The sequence below is a fragment of the Arthrobacter sp. CAN_A6 genome (genome assembly GCF_015751715.1).
Lineage (GTDB): Bacteria > Actinomycetota > Actinomycetes > Actinomycetales > Micrococcaceae > Arthrobacter_D.
In genome coordinates this window covers 461722-478969 of the sequence record NZ_JADOUV010000002.1, presented here as the reverse complement: position 1 = coordinate 478969, position 17248 = coordinate 461722, and the positions used below count along the sequence as shown (strand labels likewise).

The 17248-nt window shown below is 65.5% G+C and carries 19 protein-coding genes; 3 read left to right on the top strand and 16 right to left on the bottom strand.

Going from position 1 to position 17248, the window contains the following annotated elements:
* Positions 1-37: 37 nt before the first annotated feature.
* A complete protein-coding gene (locus IWX75_RS05645; RefSeq protein WP_334684131.1) occupies positions 38-997 on the bottom strand; it encodes a tetratricopeptide repeat protein in 960 nt (319 codons plus the stop codon).
* Between the two features lie 161 nt (positions 998-1158).
* Here IWX75_RS05645 and IWX75_RS05640 point away from each other — a divergent pair, with 161 nt between their 5' ends.
* Positions 1159-2496 carry an AI-2E family transporter gene (locus IWX75_RS05640; RefSeq protein WP_442858949.1) on the top strand — a complete coding sequence of 446 codons (1338 nt, stop codon included), beginning with the start codon at positions 1159-1161 and terminating at the stop codon, positions 2494-2496.
* 30 nt (positions 2497-2526) lie between these two features.
* On the opposite strand, the gene IWX75_RS05635 is transcribed toward IWX75_RS05640, so the two are convergent.
* Together IWX75_RS05635 and IWX75_RS05630 are read right to left on the bottom strand one after the other, a co-directional pair.
* Entirely contained in the window at positions 2527-3318 is a 792-nt protein-coding gene (locus tag IWX75_RS05635; RefSeq protein WP_196821240.1) for an alpha/beta hydrolase, read from the bottom strand.
* 44 nt (positions 3319-3362) lie between these two features.
* Entirely contained in the window at positions 3363-3686 is a 324-nt protein-coding gene (locus IWX75_RS05630; protein WP_196821239.1) for a hypothetical protein, read from the bottom strand.
* A 54-nt stretch (positions 3687-3740) separates the two neighbouring features.
* On the opposite strand from IWX75_RS05630, the gene nucS reads away from it, so the two are divergent.
* Entirely contained in the window at positions 3741-4436 is a 696-nt protein-coding gene (gene nucS / locus IWX75_RS05625; protein WP_196821238.1) for an endonuclease NucS, read from the top strand.
* 44 nt (positions 4437-4480) lie between these two features.
* Positions 4481-5719 carry an N-acetylglucosamine-6-phosphate deacetylase gene (locus IWX75_RS05620; RefSeq protein WP_196821237.1) on the top strand — a complete coding sequence of 413 codons (1239 nt, stop codon included), beginning with the start codon at positions 4481-4483 and terminating at the stop codon, positions 5717-5719.
* Positions 5720-5754: 35 nt separating this feature from the next.
* On the opposite strand, the gene IWX75_RS05615 is transcribed toward IWX75_RS05620, so the two are convergent.
* The 13 genes from IWX75_RS05615 to IWX75_RS05555 all read right to left on the bottom strand — a co-directional run bounded on the left by IWX75_RS05615 (position 5755) and on the right by IWX75_RS05555 (position 17171).
* Positions 5755-6186 carry a DUF2550 domain-containing protein gene (locus IWX75_RS05615; RefSeq protein ID WP_196821236.1) on the bottom strand — a complete coding sequence of 144 codons (432 nt, stop codon included), beginning with the start codon at positions 6184-6186 and terminating at the stop codon, positions 5755-5757.
* Between the two features lie 11 nt (positions 6187-6197).
* On the bottom strand, positions 6198-6491 hold the full coding sequence (locus IWX75_RS05610) for a F0F1 ATP synthase subunit epsilon (protein WP_026532824.1): 294 nt from the start codon (positions 6489-6491) through the stop codon (positions 6198-6200).
* Positions 6492-6496: 5 nt separating this feature from the next.
* Positions 6497-7960, bottom strand: coding sequence for a F0F1 ATP synthase subunit beta (gene atpD, locus IWX75_RS05605; protein WP_196821235.1), 1464 nt, complete (start codon positions 7958-7960; stop codon positions 6497-6499).
* An 82-nt stretch (positions 7961-8042) separates the two neighbouring features.
* Positions 8043-8936, bottom strand: a complete 894-nt coding sequence (locus IWX75_RS05600; RefSeq protein WP_196821234.1) for a F0F1 ATP synthase subunit gamma — start codon at positions 8934-8936, stop codon at positions 8043-8045.
* A 92-nt stretch (positions 8937-9028) separates the two neighbouring features.
* The gene (gene atpA / locus IWX75_RS05595; protein WP_196821233.1) at positions 9029-10663 is read right to left on the bottom strand and encodes a F0F1 ATP synthase subunit alpha; all 1635 of its coding nucleotides are present in this window, start codon (positions 10661-10663) and stop codon (positions 9029-9031) included.
* 95 nt (positions 10664-10758) lie between these two features.
* Complete coding sequence (locus tag IWX75_RS05590) at positions 10759-11574, bottom strand: F0F1 ATP synthase subunit delta (protein ID WP_196821232.1); 816 nt, start codon at positions 11572-11574, stop codon at positions 10759-10761.
* Positions 11574-12128, bottom strand: a complete 555-nt coding sequence (locus IWX75_RS05585) for a F0F1 ATP synthase subunit B (RefSeq protein WP_196821231.1) — start codon at positions 12126-12128, stop codon at positions 11574-11576. Before IWX75_RS05585 ends, IWX75_RS05590 begins: the two co-directional genes overlap by 1 nt.
* Before the next feature lie 52 nt (positions 12129-12180).
* Entirely contained in the window at positions 12181-12396 is a 216-nt protein-coding gene (locus IWX75_RS05580) for an ATP synthase F0 subunit C (RefSeq protein ID WP_019481292.1), read from the bottom strand.
* An 84-nt stretch (positions 12397-12480) separates the two neighbouring features.
* The gene (gene atpB / locus IWX75_RS05575; protein WP_196821230.1) at positions 12481-13302 is read right to left on the bottom strand and encodes a F0F1 ATP synthase subunit A; all 822 of its coding nucleotides are present in this window, start codon (positions 13300-13302) and stop codon (positions 12481-12483) included.
* A gap of 85 nt (positions 13303-13387) precedes the next feature.
* On the bottom strand, positions 13388-13696 hold the full coding sequence (locus tag IWX75_RS05570) for a hypothetical protein (protein ID WP_334684130.1): 309 nt from the start codon (positions 13694-13696) through the stop codon (positions 13388-13390).
* Positions 13696-14163, bottom strand: a complete 468-nt coding sequence (locus IWX75_RS05565) for a hypothetical protein (protein WP_196821229.1) — start codon at positions 14161-14163, stop codon at positions 13696-13698. Before IWX75_RS05565 ends, IWX75_RS05570 begins: the two co-directional genes overlap by 1 nt.
* Positions 14164-14250: 87 nt before the next feature.
* Positions 14251-15282, bottom strand: coding sequence for an MraY family glycosyltransferase (locus IWX75_RS05560; protein WP_196821228.1), 1032 nt, complete (start codon positions 15280-15282; stop codon positions 14251-14253).
* Positions 15279-17171: a polysaccharide biosynthesis protein gene (locus IWX75_RS05555; RefSeq protein ID WP_196821227.1), complete on the bottom strand. Its 1893-nt coding sequence runs from the start codon at positions 17169-17171 to the stop codon at positions 15279-15281. Before IWX75_RS05555 ends, IWX75_RS05560 begins: the two co-directional genes overlap by 4 nt.
* Between the last annotated feature and the right edge of the window lie 77 nt (positions 17172-17248).

Below are 17248 nucleotides of genomic sequence, written 5' to 3'. Positions count from 1 at the left end.
CTAAAGGACTGAAGGCCTTCGAAAGGACGGGCCGCGCCTAGAACAGGGCGCGCGCAAGGGCGCTGCGCGCTTTGGTCACGCGCGGGTCAGAACTACCGACGACGTCGAACAGCTCCAGGAGGCGTTTCCGGGCGGTTTCCCTGTCCTCGCCACCGCTGCGGGCGATGATCGCCACGACGCGGTTGAAGGCGTCCTCCACGTGGCCGCCCGTGATGTCCAGGTCAGCGACGGCGAGTTGCGCCGCGACGTCGTCGGGCTGGTCCGCACCGGCCTGCCGGAGTGCTGCGGCATCCGCGTTCTCCAGCCGCTGCATCAGCTCGACCTGCGCGAGGCCGGCTTTGGCCTCGACGTCGGCGGGCTGCTCGGCCAGGGCCTTCCGATAGGCGTCGGCGGCGGCGGCATAGTCGCCCGCCTCGATGGCGTCGAAAGCTTCCTGGTGGAGGGGAGGCAGTGCCGGTTCCGCCGGCTCCGTCCCCGCCGGGGGCTCGGCGGCGTCGTTGAGTGTTCCGGTGACCCCGTTCGCTTCCGCTACCCTCAGGAGCTCGTCCAGCAGCGCGCGGACCTGTGGTTCGGGCATCGTTCCCTCGAACAGCGGAACGGGCTGGCCCTTCACCACTGCCACCACGGTGGGCGCAGCCGTGGCCTGGAAAGCCTGGGCGATCTGCGGCTGCGCCTCGATGTCGGCGTGGGCCAGGAGCACCCGGCCATCGAGTTCCAGTACCACTGCCTCCAGCACGGCGCTCACCTGCACCGACTGCTCGCTCCAGGAGGCGCGGAGGTCCACGATCACGGGAACCTGCGCCGAGAGCTGGATCAGCTGCGGGAAGGTCTGCTCCGTCACCGCCACGATGTAGGGGCTTGCCGTTGCCGGGGCGGGGGTGGTCGGGGCGGGCCGCGCTGCGGCGTCGGCCCGTGCCTTGAGGGCCGAGAGATCAACGGCTCCCCGCAGGTTCATCGACGACGGCGGCATGCCGCCCCGCTGTGCTGGTGTGGACACTGATCTGCCTTCCTTTACCCCTGTAACGATCGGCGCCGCAACTTTGAAACGCACACCCCATGGTAACGAAGTGTGGCCTGCCGGGCACCTCCGGCTGTTAGTGTTTCGTCTGTTGTCCCCCCTGCGGTAGAGCCGCCGCCACAGCGAAAGCAGAGCCCAGCGTGACAGATCATCAGGACGTCCCGGTCAGCGAGCCGCTGCCGAGGCCGTCGGGCGACCCGGTACCTGACGCCCGCACGTCCGACCCTGCCGTACCTGCCGCCGATCCGGCTCCGACGCCGGCGCAGACCGGGACCCCGTTCCTCCGCATCTGGGGGGCCCGTCTCCGGAGACCGCTGCCGGGAGCGCAGCCGCGTCCGCGCTTCGAGTTCCCGCCGGAGCGCGAGCCCGATCCCGTGGCTGTCGATCCGTCGGTGCAGCTGGGTGATGAACGCCTGAAGTTCGGCGGAGCCTACCCGAGGTCGATGCGCCAGCACCCCATCCATTTCGGGTTCATGATGAGTGTCGGTGTGGGCCTCGCACTGCTCGCCTTCTTCATCATCACCAACGTGACCCAATTGCTCCTGTGGATCGGCGCCGCGCTGTTCATCGCGCTGGGGCTCGAACCGATCGTGCGCTGGCTCAATACCAAGGGCGTGCCCCGCCCGGCAGGCATTGCAATGGCACTGCTGGTGCTCGCCGGAATTGTGGGCGGCTTCTTCGCCACCCTGATTCCCACCATCGTCTCGCAGACATCGCAGATCGGTGATCGGGCACCAGGGTACGCCAATGACTTCCTCAACTCGGAGTTCTTCACCACCATCGACGCGCAGTTCCAGGTACGCGACCGCGTCTCTGCAGAGATCAACAGGTTCTTCGCCAACAGTGAAGCCGTGGGCGGGATCTTCGGTGGAGTGCTGGGCGTGGGAACAGTGATCGTCAACAGCCTGTTCGGCACGCTCGTGGTGCTGGTCCTGACCCTGTACTTCCTCTCATCGCTTCCCTCCATGAAGAAGTGGGCCTACCGGCTGGCACCCCGTTCCCGGCGGGCGCGCGTGGAGATCCTGGCCGAGGAGATCACGCGCAGCGTGGGCCTCTACGTGATCGGCCAGGCCTGCGTTGCCCTGCTGAACGGCATGTTCGCCTTCATCTTCATGAGCATCGCGGGCGTCCCGTTCACGGTGCTGCTCGCCTTCGTCGTCGTGCTGCTCGCCTTCATCCCCCTGGTCGGCGCGCTGATCGCGGCCGCGGTGGTGACGCTCGTTGCGCTCACCGTGGGTTGGAACACGGCGCTCCTCTTCGCGATTCCGTACCTCGCGTACCTGCAGTTCGAGGCGTACTTCATCTCGCCGCGCATCATGCAGCGCGCCGTGGCGGTACCGGGCTCGGTCGCCGTGATCGCCGTCATTGCCGGCGGAAGCCTGCTCGGGGTCCTCGGTGCGCTGATCGCCATTCCCACCGCGGCGGCTGTCATGCTGCTGCTCAAGGAAGTCTTCATCGCCCGTCAGGACAGCCAGTAGGACACTGCCCCTGACCCGCGGCGTTCCCGCCTACGGCGCTGTGGCCGCTGGGCCCTCCCACACCGTGGGCAGGGGTGACACCGGAGTGGGCAGCACGACGTCGGCGATCTCGTTGAGCGCGCGCGCCGCGTACTTCTCCCCCACCCAGAGGTGCTTCGCGCCCTCCACGGGAACGACGTCCGCCTGCGGAACCCCCGCGAAGCGCTCGAGGGCTTCCGGCGGCTTCAGGTAGTCGTCGTGCTCGGGAACGAGGACCTTCAGCGGCAGGCCCGCCGCAGCCCAGGCGGCGAGGTCGTCGTCGTCCGCGCGGTGCAGCGGCGGCGAGAGCAGGATGGCTCCCTCGATGAGCTCGGCTACCGGGTCCAGCGCTCCGTACTTCAGGCACAGCTCGGTTCCGAAGGACCAGCCGACCAGCCAGATGTTCGTGAGGCCCTCGTCGACGGCCCACCGCACCGCGGCCTCGAGGTCGTGGCGCTCCGCCTCGCCGCCGTCGAACGTTCCCCCGCTGGAGCCCCGGGGCGAGGAGGTTCCGCGCGTGTTGAAGCGGAGCACTGCGATCCCGGCCAGCGCGGGCAGCCGGAAGGACGCCTTGCGGTAGACGTGGGAATCCATGAAACCGCCGTGGGTGGGCAGCGGGTGGAGCGTGACCAGGGTGGCAGCCGGCGCCCGGCCTTCGGGTGAGGCGAACTCGCCCACCAGTGTCAGGCCGTCGGCGGTGGTGAGCTCGATGTTGCGCCGATCCGCGGGAAGCACCGTCGCGGCCCGGATCTCCACCGGTTCGCTGCTGGTGGTGAAAGTGTATTCGGGTGAGATGCTGACCATTTCCCCAGTCTAAAGGCGGCGGGGTATGCCCAGCGCCCGTTGGCTCAGTACCGGTAGCTGCGCGTCCGCCAGCACTGGACATGCCAATGGCGCCTGTCTGCCAGCGCCGTCTCGGCACCCAGCAGCGAGTCCTCGCGCCACACCACGAGGTGCGCCAGACCGGAGGGGATCACTGAGTGGCAGCCGGGGCATTTGTACTCCTTCGCCGCGCTGCGCTCCGTGATCCGCCGCACCGACCACTCTCCGTCGGGAGCGCTTTCGTGCGTCGGGAAGCCCGACCGCGCACGTTCGAGGTCCAGTTCGGGCGGCGGAGCCCACTTGCTCCGCGCGCCGCCACCGGGACGGCTGGGTCGGTTGGAACGGGGCACGGTTCAAGTCTGCCCGAACAAAGCCGGTGCACAGAAACGGGTAAGGTTCGAGGTGTGCGTTTAGTAATAGCCCGATGCTCCGTTGACTACATCGGGCGCCTCCGCGCCCACCTGCCCCTCGCCACGCGGCTCCTCCTGGTGAAGGCCGACGGCTCGGTCCTCGTGCACTCCGATGGCGGCTCCTACAAGCCGCTGAACTGGATGAGCCCACCGGCCACGCTGCGCGTCACGGCCCCAGACGAGGCCGACGCCGCCGAAGGCATCACCGAAGTGTGGACGGTTCAGCACGGCAAGAGCGACGATCGACTGGTCATCTCCATCCGTGAACAGCTGCACGAGTCCTCCCATGACCTCGGCGTGGACCCCGGGCTGGTCAAGGACGGCGTCGAGGCCGACCTGCAGCGCCTGCTTGCCGAACAGATCACCCTGCTGGGTCCGGGGTACTCGCTGATCCGCCGCGAGTATGGAACGGCGATCGGCCCGGTGGACATCCTGGCCCGCGACGCCGCGGGTGCCACCGTCGCCGTCGAGCTCAAGCGCCGCGGAGATATCGACGGAGTCGAGCAGCTGACCCGGTACCTCGAACTCCTCAATCGGGACCCGCTCCTCTCCCCCGTGCGGGGCGTCTTTGCCGCACAGCAGATCAAGCCCCAGGCGCGCGTCCTCGCCGCCGACCGCGGCATCGACTGCCTCACCCTGGACTACGATGCGATGCGCGGCGTGGACGACGTCGATTCCCGGCTTTTCTGAGCGGCCACCCGACATCGAAGCGCCTTCCCGCATACAATCGGGAAATGGCCAACCACCAGGGCACAGGCAGTTTCATCACGGGCCGGATGGTCACCGAGACCGAAGTCATCGAGGACGCCGTTCTCGCGTGGGAAGGTGAACGCATCACCAGCGCAGGCGCCGCGGACCGGACGGACCAGAACGCAGGACTCCCGGCAGGGCCGAGGATCTCCTCACTGCCGCCCGGCGCCCTGATTCTTCCGGGGTTGGTGGACCTCCACTGCCACGGCGGAGGCGGCGGAGACTTCACCTCCGGCAATGAGGACCAGACCCGGGCTGCAGTGGATTTCCTCCATCGAAGAGGCACGACGACGACGCTCGCGAGTACGTGCACGGTTCCGCTCTCCGACCTCGTGCAGGCCTTCACCCTCCTGTCCCGGCTTGCCGAGGAGGGCCTGATCGCCGGTATCCACTCCGAGGGCCCGTTCCTTTCACCCCAGCGGTGCGGGGCGCACGACACTTCCTACCTCCGCCTACCCGACCAGGAAGACGTCGACCGGCTGATCGATGCTGCCGGGGGCCACCTGCTCTCGATGACCTATGCACCCGAGCTCGAGGGCTCCGAGTTGCTGGTCTATGAACTGGTGACCCACGGTGTGATTCCCTCGATCGGCCACACGAACGCCACCGCGGAGCAGACCGCAGCGGCCCTCGACCTGATCATCGAGGAACTCGACTCGACGGGCTTCGACGGCTTCCAGGGCCGGCCGACGGCCACCCACCTGTTCAACGCCATGCCGTCGATGCACCACCGCTCCCCCGGGCCGGTGCCCCTCCTCCTTGAACGGGCGCGCACTGGTGAGTTGGCGGTCGAGATCATTGCCGACAACGTGCACCTGCACCCCGACACCGTCCGGATGGCCTTCCGCATGGCCGGACCGGAGAACGTGTGCCTGGTGAGCGATTCGACCGCCGGAGCCGGCCGGACGTCGGGAAATTTCCGCCTCGGCCGCACCGAGATCCACATCGAGGACGGCGCTGCTGTGCTTTCGGAAACCGGTGCGCTGGCCGGAGGCAATGGAACGCTGATCGACGTGGTCCGCTGCGCGGTGGACGCCGGGGTGGAGCTGGTGGATGCGGTACGGTCGGCGACATCAGTGCCGGCCGCTGTGCTGGGGCTATCGGACGAGGTGGGTTCGCTACGTCCCGGTCTCCGCGCCGATGCCCTCGTGGTGTCGGAGGAGTTCGAGGTGCTCGGTGTCCTGCGGGCCGGCGTCTGGCTGGCCGCACCCAACACGAACTGACCCGGCCGCCGGAACCGGTCAGGAAGTGGGGACGGTCAGCGCCACGTGCCGATGCCGATGACCGGCCCGGCCTCGATCCATGAGGAGAGGCCTGAATAGGATTCGTATTTCATGGCCAGCTCGAACTCCTGGTCCTCGTACTTCAGGGTGACGATCACGGCCCGCGGCTGGATGCGCACCGTTTCGGCCTCCGTCGGCTGGCGCCACCCCTGGAGCTCGATGGAGCTGCGGAGGTAGCGGTAACGCGGCAGGGGGCTCAACGAGAGCAGACTCAGCCACTCGAGGTGCAGGTCCGTATAGCGACAAACCCCCATCCGCCAGCCCTTGGGAGGGAGGCGGATGGAGGCGTCGAAGGTTCCGAGCCGACGGCCGAGCTGGTACCGGCGCAGAAGGAAGGCTCCGATGGCCAGCACGACCAACCCGAAGACGGCTGCGAGGATGACGAACATCAGGCCCGGACCGTCCATCGGAGGAGACGTCAGCGTGCTTCCGCAGTCACCGAACCGCCGATCCTGGCGTTGTCGGCAACGATCACCACACGATTGCTGTCGACGGAGAAGAATCCTCCGTCGACTCCGACCACCAGGCGGTCCCCGCTCACCGGCTGGATGACGAGCTCACCCTCCTCAAGGATCGCCAGTACGGGCGAGTGGCCCGGCAGGATGCCGATCTCGCCGTCGCTCGTGCGCCCCTTGACCATGGTGGCCGCGCCGGACCACACGAAGTGGTCCGCCGCGACGATCTCTACCTCTAGCTCTGCGTTGGCAGCCATGGTGCTTACTTTCCGGTCTGCTTCTGGATGTCGGCCCACTGACGCTCGACGTCGTCGAGCCCGCCGATGTTGAAGAACGCCTGCTCGGCGATGTGGTCCAGATCGCCGTTGCAGATGGCCGAGAAGCCCTCGATGGTGTCCTTGATGCTCACGGTCGAACCCTCGACACCCGTGAACTGCTTCGCGGTGTAGGTGTTCTGCGAGAGGAACTGCTGGATGCGCCGCGCACGGGCAACCACGACCTTGTCCTCCTCGCCCAGCTCATCGATGCCGAGAATGGCGATGATGTCCTGCAGTTCCTTGTTCTTCTGCAGGATCTGCTTGACGCGCACGGCCGTGTTGTAGTGGTCGAAACCGATGTACTGGGGATCGAGGATGCGCGACGTCGACGTCAGTGGGTCAACGGCCGGGTACAGTCCACGCGAAGCGATCTCGCGGGAAAGCTCGGTCGTGGCGTCCAGGTGTGCGAACGTCGTGGCCGGAGCCGGGTCGGTGTAGTCATCAGCCGGGACATAGATAGCCTGCATCGAAGTGATCGAGTGACCCTTCGTCGAGGTGATGCGCTCCTGCAGCAGGCCCATCTCGTCGGCCAGGTTGGGCTGGTAGCCCACGGCGGAAGGCATGCGGCCCAGCAGGGTCGACACCTCCGAACCGGCCTGGGTGAAGCGGAAGATGTTGTCGATGAAGAGCAGCACGTCCTGGTTCTGCACATCGCGGAAGTACTCCGCCATGGTCAGCGCCGAAAGCGCCACGCGGAGGCGCGTTCCCGGCGGCTCGTCCATCTGGCCGAACACCAGGGCGGTGTCCTTCAGGACGCCCGCCTCTTCCATCTCGACCCAGAGGTCGTTTCCTTCACGCGTCCGCTCGCCTACTCCGGCGAACACGGAGGTGCCGCCGAAGTTACGGGCAACACGGGTGATCATCTCCTGGATCAGAACGGTCTTGCCGACACCGGCGCCGCCGAACAGGCCGATCTTTCCACCCTTGATGTAGGGGGTGAGGAGGTCGATGACCTTGATGCCGGTCTCGAGCATCTCGGTGGAGCCCTCGAGGGACGCGAAGCTCGGCGCCTTGCGGTGGATGGGCCAGCGCTCGGTGATCTCGAGCGTTGATTCCTCGACGTCGAGCGGCTTGCCCAGAACGTTGAAGATGTGGCCCTTGACCACGTCGCCCACGGGGACGGAGATCGCCGATCCGGTGTCCTGGACAACAGTTCCGCGGACGAGCCCGTCGGTGGCCTGCAGCGAGATGGCGCGCACGAGGTTGTCCCCGAGGTGCTGGGACGTCTCGAAGGTGATCAGTCGCGTTACACCGTTGAGGGTGACCTCAGTGGTGAGCGCGTTGTACATTGCGGGGATTGCGTCAGCCGGAAACTCGACGTCGACAACCGGGCCAATGACGCGTGCAATACGGCCGGTAGCGCCGGGGGCAACTGAGTCCGTACCGTGTTCAACAGTCTGGGCAGTCATCTCTCTCACTTCATTTACGTAGATGGCGTGGAACTAAGTTTATCTTTGCGCGAAGCCCTCGAGGGCCTTGCAGGAAATCCGGTCAGGAGGCGTTGAGCGCATCGGCTCCGGCGACGATCTCCGAAAGCTCCTGCGTGATCTCCGCCTGCCGTGCGGTGTTGCGCAACCGCGTGTACTTCTTGATGAGTTCGGTTGCATTGTCGCCGGCCGACTTCATCGCCCGCTGGCGAGCGGCGAGCTCACTTGCCGAGGACTGCAGCAGGGCAGCGAACAGGCGGGACTCGATGTACCGCGGCAACAGGGCGTCGAGAACCCGCTCCGGTTCCGGCTCGTACTCGTAGAGCGGCAGGAGGTCTGAATCGCCGGAATCCTGCTCGTCGACAACCTCGAGGGGCAGCAGCCGGATCACCGACGGCTCCTGGACGACCATCGATTTGAACTTGGTGTAGACCACGTGGATTTCCTCCACGCCGCCGTCCTCATAGTCCGTGGCGAAGTCGTCGAGAAGTGCCTTGCCGATTTCCCGAGCCGTTTCGAACTCGGGGGCATCGGTGTCCCCGGTCCACACCTGCTCATAGGGGCGGCGGCGGAAGTCGAAGTATGCCTGGGCCTTCCGGCCGACGAGGTAGGCCTTGGTTTCCTTGCCCTCGCTCTTCAGCTTCTCGAACAGGCCCTCGGCCTGCTTGAGCGCACTCGCCGAGTAGGATCCGGCGAGGCCGCGGTCCGACGTCAGAACGAGCACTGCCGCCCTGCGGACCTCGGCCGGCTCGGTGGTGAGCGGGTGGTCGAACTCCGTCTGTGACGCCACAGCCGACACCGCGCGGGTGATCGCATTGGCATAGGGCAACGACGACGCCACCCGCGCACGGGCCTTGCCGATGCGAGAAGTCGCGATCAGCTCCATCGCCTTGAAGATCTTCCGCGTTGACGTCGTCGAAGCGATCTTCTGGCGGTAGACCCGAATCTGGGCTCCCATACTTGTCCTTTCCTCCGCTTCCCCCGTGGGAAACGGCTACGGCGAGGGCGGATGCCGGACACACGCTGGGCGCGTGTCCGACGATCAGCTACCTAGCGCTTGTGCCGAACGATCTTTTCCTGGTCCACCGAGTCGGCGGGGAGGGCGTCGTGCTCTTCGTGGCCTGCTCCAGGCCCGTCCGCTCCCCTGCCGAAGAACCCCTGCTTGAAGCTGGTGATCTCCGACTTCAGCTCTTCGGCCGTGGAATCCTCCATCTTGCCCGTCTGGGCGAGCGTGGTCAGCACGGAGGACCGGTGGCCCAGGTGCTCGAGGAATTCGGTCTCGAAGCGGCGGATGTCCTCGATCGGAATATCGTCGAGGTAACCGCCGGTACCGGCCCAGATCGAGACGACCTGCTGCTCCACCGGCATCGGCGAGTACTGGCCCTGCTTCAGCAGTTCCATGAGCCGTGCACCGCGGGTCAGCTGCTGCCGTGACGCTGCGTCGAGGTCGGAGGCGAACATCGAGAAGGCCTGCATGTCACGGTACTGCGCGAGGTCGAGCTTCAACGTGCCCGATACCTTCTTCATCGACTTGACCTGCGCGGCACCGCCCACGCGGGACACCGACACGCCCACATCCACCGCTGGGCGCTGGTTGGCATTGAACAGGTCCGACTGCAGGAAGATCTGGCCGTCGGTGATCGAGATGACGTTGGTGGGGATGTATGCCGAGACATCGTTCGCCTTGGTCTCGATGAGCGGTAGACCCGTCATCGATCCGGCGCCGAGTTCGTCGGACAGCTTCGCACAACGCTCCAGCAGACGGGAGTGCAAATAGAAGACGTCACCAGGGTAGGCTTCGCGTCCCGGCGGGCGTCGCAGCAGCAGTGACACTGCACGGTAGGCCTCGGCCTGCTTGGAGAGGTCGTCGAACACGATCAGGACGTGCTTGCCGCCGTACATCCAGTGCTGCCCGATGGCCGAACCGGCATAGGGCGCAAGGTACTTGAAACCTGCGGGGTCCGAGGCCGGCGAGGCGACGATCGTGGTGTATTCCAGCGCGCCCTTGTCCTCGAGGGTCTGGCGGACAGCAGCGATGGTGGACGCCTTCTGCCCGATCGCGACATAGATGCAGCGGACCTGCTTGTTGACGTCCCCGGAAGCCCAGTTGTCCTTCTGGTTGATGATCGTGTCGACGGCGATGGCAGTCTTGCCCGTCTGGCGGTCACCGATCAGGAGCTGGCGCTGGCCGCGGCCGATCGGGATCATGGCGTCGATCGCCTTGAGCCCGGTCTGCATCGGCTCATGCACCGATTTGCGCTCGGTCACGCCCGGCGCCTGGGTCTCCAGGGCACGACGTCCTTCGGCCTTGATCGGACCGAGGTCGTCGATGGGCTGGCCGAGCGGATCGACGACACGGCCGAGGAAGGCGTCTCCGACCGGCACGGAAAGAATCTCTCCGGTGCGGTGGACTTCCTGGCCTTCTTCGATTCCGGTGTAGTCGCCGAGGACGACGACACCGATCTCGCGTGTGTCGAGGTTCTGGGCGAGGCCCAGCGTTCCGTCTTCGAACCGAAGCAGTTCGTTCGCCATGACCGAAGGCAGACCCTCAACCCTGGCAATGCCGTCACTGGCGGTGGTTACGCGGCCAACTTCGACACGCTCCGCATTTCCGGGCTCGTAGGACGCCGCGAAGTCATTCAACGCATTACGGACGTCGTCGGCGTTGATGGTCAATTCGGCCATCTGCAGTCCCTGCTCTCCTGTGTTGCGATCGCCGTGAGGTTCGTGGCGACCTGGATGTAATTCAATCTTGGTCGAGCTTGGATAAGCGCGAAGCGCTATCCCGCCATCTTGCGGCGGAGTTCGGACAGACGCGTGACGACCGTGGAGTCGACCATTTCGTCGCCCACGCTCACCCTCACACCACCGATCAGTAACGGATTGACGTCGACGTTGACCTTGAGTTCCCGGCCGTACATCGCGTTCAATCCCGCAATAAGCTTCGTGTGCTGGCTCTCTGTCAGCGGACGGGAAACGCTGACATTGGCAATCCACCGCTGTTGGCGGGCTGCCACCAGTTCGAGGAAACGTCCGACGAGCGCGGCTGGCTTCAGCCCTCGCGGCGCCGATACCGCCTGGGAGATCAGCAGCCTGCCTGCTTCTCCAGCGTGCGGCACCAGCTTGAGCGCGAGACTCACCTTCGATTCGGTGCTCGCCTGCGCTTCGGACAGTGCCCGCTGCAGTTCATGGTTGGATCCAACGACCGCCATGAACGAGTGCAGCTCGGTTTCGAGCCGCTCCAAGCCCTCCACACCGGTCCCGCCGCGTTCAGCGACGGAAATGACTACCGTGGCGGCGAGCGTCTCGAGGGCGTCGCCGATGTCGCGGGCACTTGCCCAGCGCTCGGATACGAGGCTCTTGACGACGCCCACCGCGTCCGGGGATACCCGGTTGGCGATGAGCTGGTCGACCAGCACCGCTTTGTCCTTGCCTGAGCGTGACGGATCCGTCAACGCCCGGCGAAGCCCGGCGTTGCTGTCGAGCATTGCGAGAACTCCGAAGAGATCCTCCGCCAGGGACAGCTTTGCCCCCGGCAGGCGGGACTCCAGGTCTTCACGAACACTCGCCAGGGAGTGGCTTGATACACCGGCCATTACTTAGCTGCACCTGCGCTCTGCGAGGAGGTCTCGAGATCGGCAAGGAAGCGGTCGATGACGCGTCCCGAGCGGGCGTCGTCGGCCAGTGACTCTCCGACGATGCGGCTTGCAAGGTCCGTGGCGAGCGTTCCGACCTCTGCACGGAGCGAGACAACTGCTGCCTGACGCTCGGCTTCGATCTGGACGTGTGCCTGCTCGGTGATCCGTGCGGACTCCGCTGCAGCCTTTTCCTTCAGCTCGGCGAGGATCTGTGCACCTTCGGCGCGGGCTTCCTCACGGATGCGGTTGGCCTCGGTGCGGGATTCCACAAGCTGCTGCTTGTATTCCTCAAGAGCCGCGTTGGCTTCGACCTGTGCTGCTTCAGCTTTGGCGATCCCGCCTTCAATGGCCTCGGTGCGCGCGGCAAACGTCTTCTCGAACGCCGGCATGACGTACTTGATGACGATGAACATCAGCACTGCGAAGCCCGCCACTGTCACGAGCAGTTCCCAGAGGTTCGGGATCAGAGGGCTTGAGCCCTCTTCCGCCGCCATAATCGCTGCGTTAAGCATTTTTCACCCGTCTTTCTTCAACTGGTCTTCGGACGAAACTTCAACCGTGCAGCTAAGCGCCGATAACGAACGCGAAGACGAGGCCGAGGATGGCGAGGGCTTCGGTCAGAGCCAGGCCGAGGAAGGCGATGGGCTGGAGGACGCGCTGTGCCTCAGGCTGACGTGCTACGCCGTTGATGTACGCGGCGAATACGAGACCCACACCGATACCACCGCCGATTGCGGAGAGACCGTATCCAACGAGGTTGAGGCTACCCTGTACTTCCATTGTGTTCCTTTCAAGATGCCGCCTTGATGCGGCAGGTTGTTTGGGATCATCCCCGACGGGGAAGACTGTTGAGAATCTGGAGAACTAATGCGCGTCGGCGTGGAGTGCGCCTTCGATGTAGATGGCGGCCAGCAGTGTGAACACGTAGGCCTGGAGGACCATGATCAATGCCTCGAGCATGTACATGGCGATGGCACCGCCGAGCACCAGGACGCTGGTTCCCTGCAGGAGGATGTTGCCCGTGGAGACCATGTACTCGATTGCCGTTCCGGCAAGAGTGACGATGAGGTGACCCGCGAGCATGGTCGCGAAGAGTCGGAGGGAGTGGGTGACCGGCCGGACGATGAAGTTCGAGATGATTTCGATCGGTACGACGATCGGCAGGATGTACCAGGGCACGCCCGACGGCACGACGGCGAGCTTGAAGTACTTCAGGCCGTGCTTCTTGATGCCGATGCCCACCCAGAGCAGGTAGAAGATCGCGGCGATGGCATAGGCGCTGCCCGGATGCGAGAAACTGGGCAGCTGCAGGAACGGGATGGCACCGAAGATGTTGTTCACCAGGACGAAGAAGAACGCGGTGAACAGCCACGGGACGTACTTCAGGAAATCCCGTCCGCCGATGATGTCCTTGCCGATGGAGTTGCGGACGAATCCGTAGGCCGACTCCCCGAGGAACTGCATCTTGCCCGGCACCAGCGCGTTGCGGCGTGAGGCCATCAGGAAGAAGGTGGCGATCAGGATCACCGAGAAGATGATCATCAGCATCTGCTTGCCGAAACCGCCCTCGAACCAGATGCCGTATTCACCGCCCCAGGGGAAGATGTCCCGGTAGTGGGTGTCGTCAATAGTCGGGGGCACGAAGCCCTCATCAGTTGTTGCGGCCGGGAGCGCAAGCGCGATCAACGCGTTTCCTCTCTGCAGTGTCCATCGTTGGGCAGTTTTCGATCGGCCACAGCGTGACGCGTCCGACTTTTCAAGTTGTGGGGACTCACTCGGGCTCTCCATCATGGCCGCCGGGGTTATCCTGCGGAGGATTCCGGGACGATGTTGAGCGGGACCTGGTGAGATCGTGCATGTGGGAGAGATAGAAACCTCCGGCCGCACCCAGAAACGCTCCTGCAAGCACCAACCAGCGTGTTTGCAGGAGATTATCCAGTCCCCAGCCTATCAAACTCCAGACCACGATCCCGCCAATGATGTAGCTGAAGACGGCGATGCCCTCGTTGTAGCCCCCCTTGGCGTACCTGCCGCCGTCGTCGTCGGACGGGGTGTCCCGGGGTGGATTCTGCTCAGCCATCAGGGCGCCTCGTCCTCGTACAGCTGGTGCCGGGTGCGGGAGAAAGCGAAGACCTCGACTACCTGCCAGACCACCACGGTGACCACCGCACCGGTGAAGAACCACGTGCGGGCGAGCCAGTCCGGTGTCCCGAGGAAGAACAGGACGGCGGCGAAACCCACCACCTTGATGGCGTAGGTCACCGCGAACAGGCCGAGTGCCCCGGACGGGTTCGATTTTCCCGCAAAATGGCCGATGCAGAGGCTGATCCCGAAGAAAAGGACCACGAGGGCGAAGCCGAGCAGTGCGCTCAGCGCTCCCTCCGGGCCCTCGAGGACGCCGGCGACGACGGCGAGGACGCCGATGACGACGGTGGTGGACAGCGTGCAGCGGGCGAGGATTCCGAGCCAGGGAGACGCGGTCGGCCCGGAGACGGTGACACCGGTTCCCCGGATGCCGGAGTCCGCGGCTGGATCGGGTGTGCTCACTGCATCCGCTCTGTCGATATCGCTCGGGCTATGCTGCCCCGTTGCGGAGCGCATCTAGATTCTACAGCAGGTAGAGGAACGAGTCGCTCAATCCAGGTCGGTCGTGGCCGCTGCCTGCCGACGGGCGGCCCTCGCGCGGAGGATCCGCGGCGAGTACAGATACAGGGCGACGACCCCGGCCGCGAGCAGTGATCCGGACACCGCAACCGGCGCGTCGGCCGTGGCCACGATGAAGCCCGCAGCCCCGGTGACCGCCGAGAACGCCGTGACCAGCAGAGCCACCTGCAGATGGTTCAGGCCGGTATCGGTGAGCCTCTGGTAAACGTGCTGGCGGTGCGACACATACAGCCGCTCTCCGCGCTGGGCCCGCCGGAGGAACGTCGTGAAGGTGTCGGCGAGATAGATGAGGACAGGTGAGAGCAGGTACTCGATGTAGACGCCGGCGAGGAGACCCGTGACAGCAATCGCGGCAACCGAGGCCCCCAGCAGGTAGCTGCCGACATCCCCGAGGAACACGAACCCCCGACCGAGGTTCCAGGGCAGGAATCCGGCGAAGGCCGCAGCCAGGACCAGCCCGGCGACGATCAGCCACGACTGGTCGCTGAGCGCCCCCCCGATCGCGTAGAAAACGCCGACGAGCACCCCGTGCATCCCCGAGATGCCGTTGATGCCGTCCATGAAGTTGGCCACGTTGATGTAGGCGGCGACAGCGAGGGCACCGAAGGGCACCCACCAGTAGCTCTGGTCGATCGTGTAGGCCAGTGCGGCTGTGCCCAGGGCGCCGATGACGAGCTGGCAACCCGCCCGCACGCGGATGGGCAGGCCCCGGAAATCCTCGAGCCAACCCAAAAGCGATGCCGCCGCCACCATGAGCAGGACGATCAGCACCAGGGAACGGTCCACGGCGACCAGGCCGGTGGCCAGGGACAGCGCAAGCGCCACCAGGATCCCGCCGGCCACGCTCACGCCCATCCCCCGGATCACCACCGAGGAGTGGGAGGATCGGTCGTTCGGTACGTCGAGCACTCCCCAACGCGCGAGCAGCGGCTTGACGGCGAAGGGCAGAAGCACGCTCACCAGGAACGCGACGGAGGCAACGGAGATCAGCAGAAGGGTCATTGGATGGCCTTGTCCCTGCCGGCAGGAGGAAGGCTGCGCTGCCGTGCCGCGAATCCTCCACGGGTCTTCCACTCCTGGAGGTCGAGCTGCCCAGGATCGAGAACAGCGACCGAGGTATGGGAGATCTTGGGGTGGAGCGGCCGCGAATCGTCCTCGCCCACCCCGATCAGGTCCTCATGCATCTTCTCCCCGGGACGCAGGCCGGTGAACACGATGTCGATGTCCTTGCCCGACATCGCGATCATCCGCTGGGCGACGTCGAGGATCCGCACGGCCTCACCCATATCGAGGATCAGCACTTCTCCCCCACGGCCGATGGCGCCGGCCTGGACAACGAGCTGGCAGGCTTCGGGGATGGTCATGAAGAAACGCGTGACCTCGGGATCCGTCACGGTGATGGGCCCGCCGCTCCGGATCTGCTCGGTGAACAGCGGCAGCATGGAGCCGCGGCTCCCGATAACGTTGCCGAACCGGACCGAGACGTATTTCTGCCCCGACTGCTGCGCGTGCCAGGAGGTCAACTTCTCCGCGACCCTCTTGGAATGGCCGAGCACGCTGGTGGGATCGGCTGCCTTGTCGGTCGAGATGTTGACGAAGTTGGTCACGCCCGCAGCGGCGGAGGCCCGCAGGACGTTGAGCGTGCCCTGCACGTTGGTTTTCCATGCCTCTTCCGGATACTGCTCGAGCAGCGAGACGTGCTTCAGAGCGGCAGCATGGAAGACCACTTCCGGACGGCGGTCCTCGAAGATGTCCAGGAGCGCATCGGAATCACGGATGTCGGCAAGAACGGTGTCGCGGCCGGTCAGCAGGCCCCTGCCCGTCAGGGAGATCTGCGTCGACTGGAGGCCGGTCTCATCCCGGTCCAGCATGATCAGTTCCGCAGGGTTGAAGGCGGCGAGCTGGCGGCACAGTTCGGAACCGATGGAGCCTCCCGCCCCCGTGACGAGGACCCGCTTCCCGGTGATGTAGCCGGCCACCTCGTCGGCGTGGATGTCGACGGGCCGCCGGCCGATGAGGTCCTCCACGGCAACCTCGCGGAAATCCGACAGTCCCTTCCCTGTCCCCAGCATGTCCCGCAGGGGCGGCAGCACCAGGACCTTGATGCCGAGGCCCGCCACGAGGTCGGAGACTTTCCGCACCTGGGAGGCCTCGACCTCGGAGAAGGCGAGAACGAGGATGGACGCCCGCGTCCGCGCGGCGATCGCCGGCAGTTCCTCGAGCCGGCCGAGTACAGGAACCGAGGAGAGCCGCAGGTGCTTCTTGGCCGGATCGTCGTCGATCAGGCCCACCGGTACGTAGGGCGACCCTGGATCCTGCATCATCCGGGCCACCAGGGAATTGCCGAGGAACCCCGCTCCGTAGATCAGCGTGCGCTGTGCGTCCTCACCCGGCCGCGCCTTGCTCTCGACGTACATCCGCTTCAGGTACCGCGTGGCGGCGAGGAACATGCAGGCGAACGGGAACGCGATGATGCCGATGCTTCGGGGCACCTCGATCACCGTGAAGAAGGCCACGCTCACCAGCACGAGGATCACGGAGACGAGCACAGTGACAATGACGAGGAGCCGCGCCTCGTGGAAGCTGCCGAAGCTGTATCTCCCCCGGTACAGGGCGAAGCTCAGGCCCACGACGAGCTGCGCAAGGACCGCGATGCCGCAGAAGACGGCCACGCCCTCGATGTTGATCGCGTTCACCAGGAGTTCGTAGCGCAGGATCAGTGCCAGGACGATCGCAACCACCCAGGCGACGGCGTCGAGCAGGTACTGGGACCAGAGCCAGAGCGCCGGTTTCTCCCCTTTGGGAGTCTCCTCCGGAATGCTCCTCGCCTGAGAAGCTCCGGGCGCGGCTGCCGGTTTCTGGGGATCGGGTCGACCGCCGGTTTGTCTCATGGTTCCTAACAACTAGACTCGTCCTACCCGAGAATACTAACCGCAGTAGCTTGGCTCAGGCAGTTTTGGGCGGCATC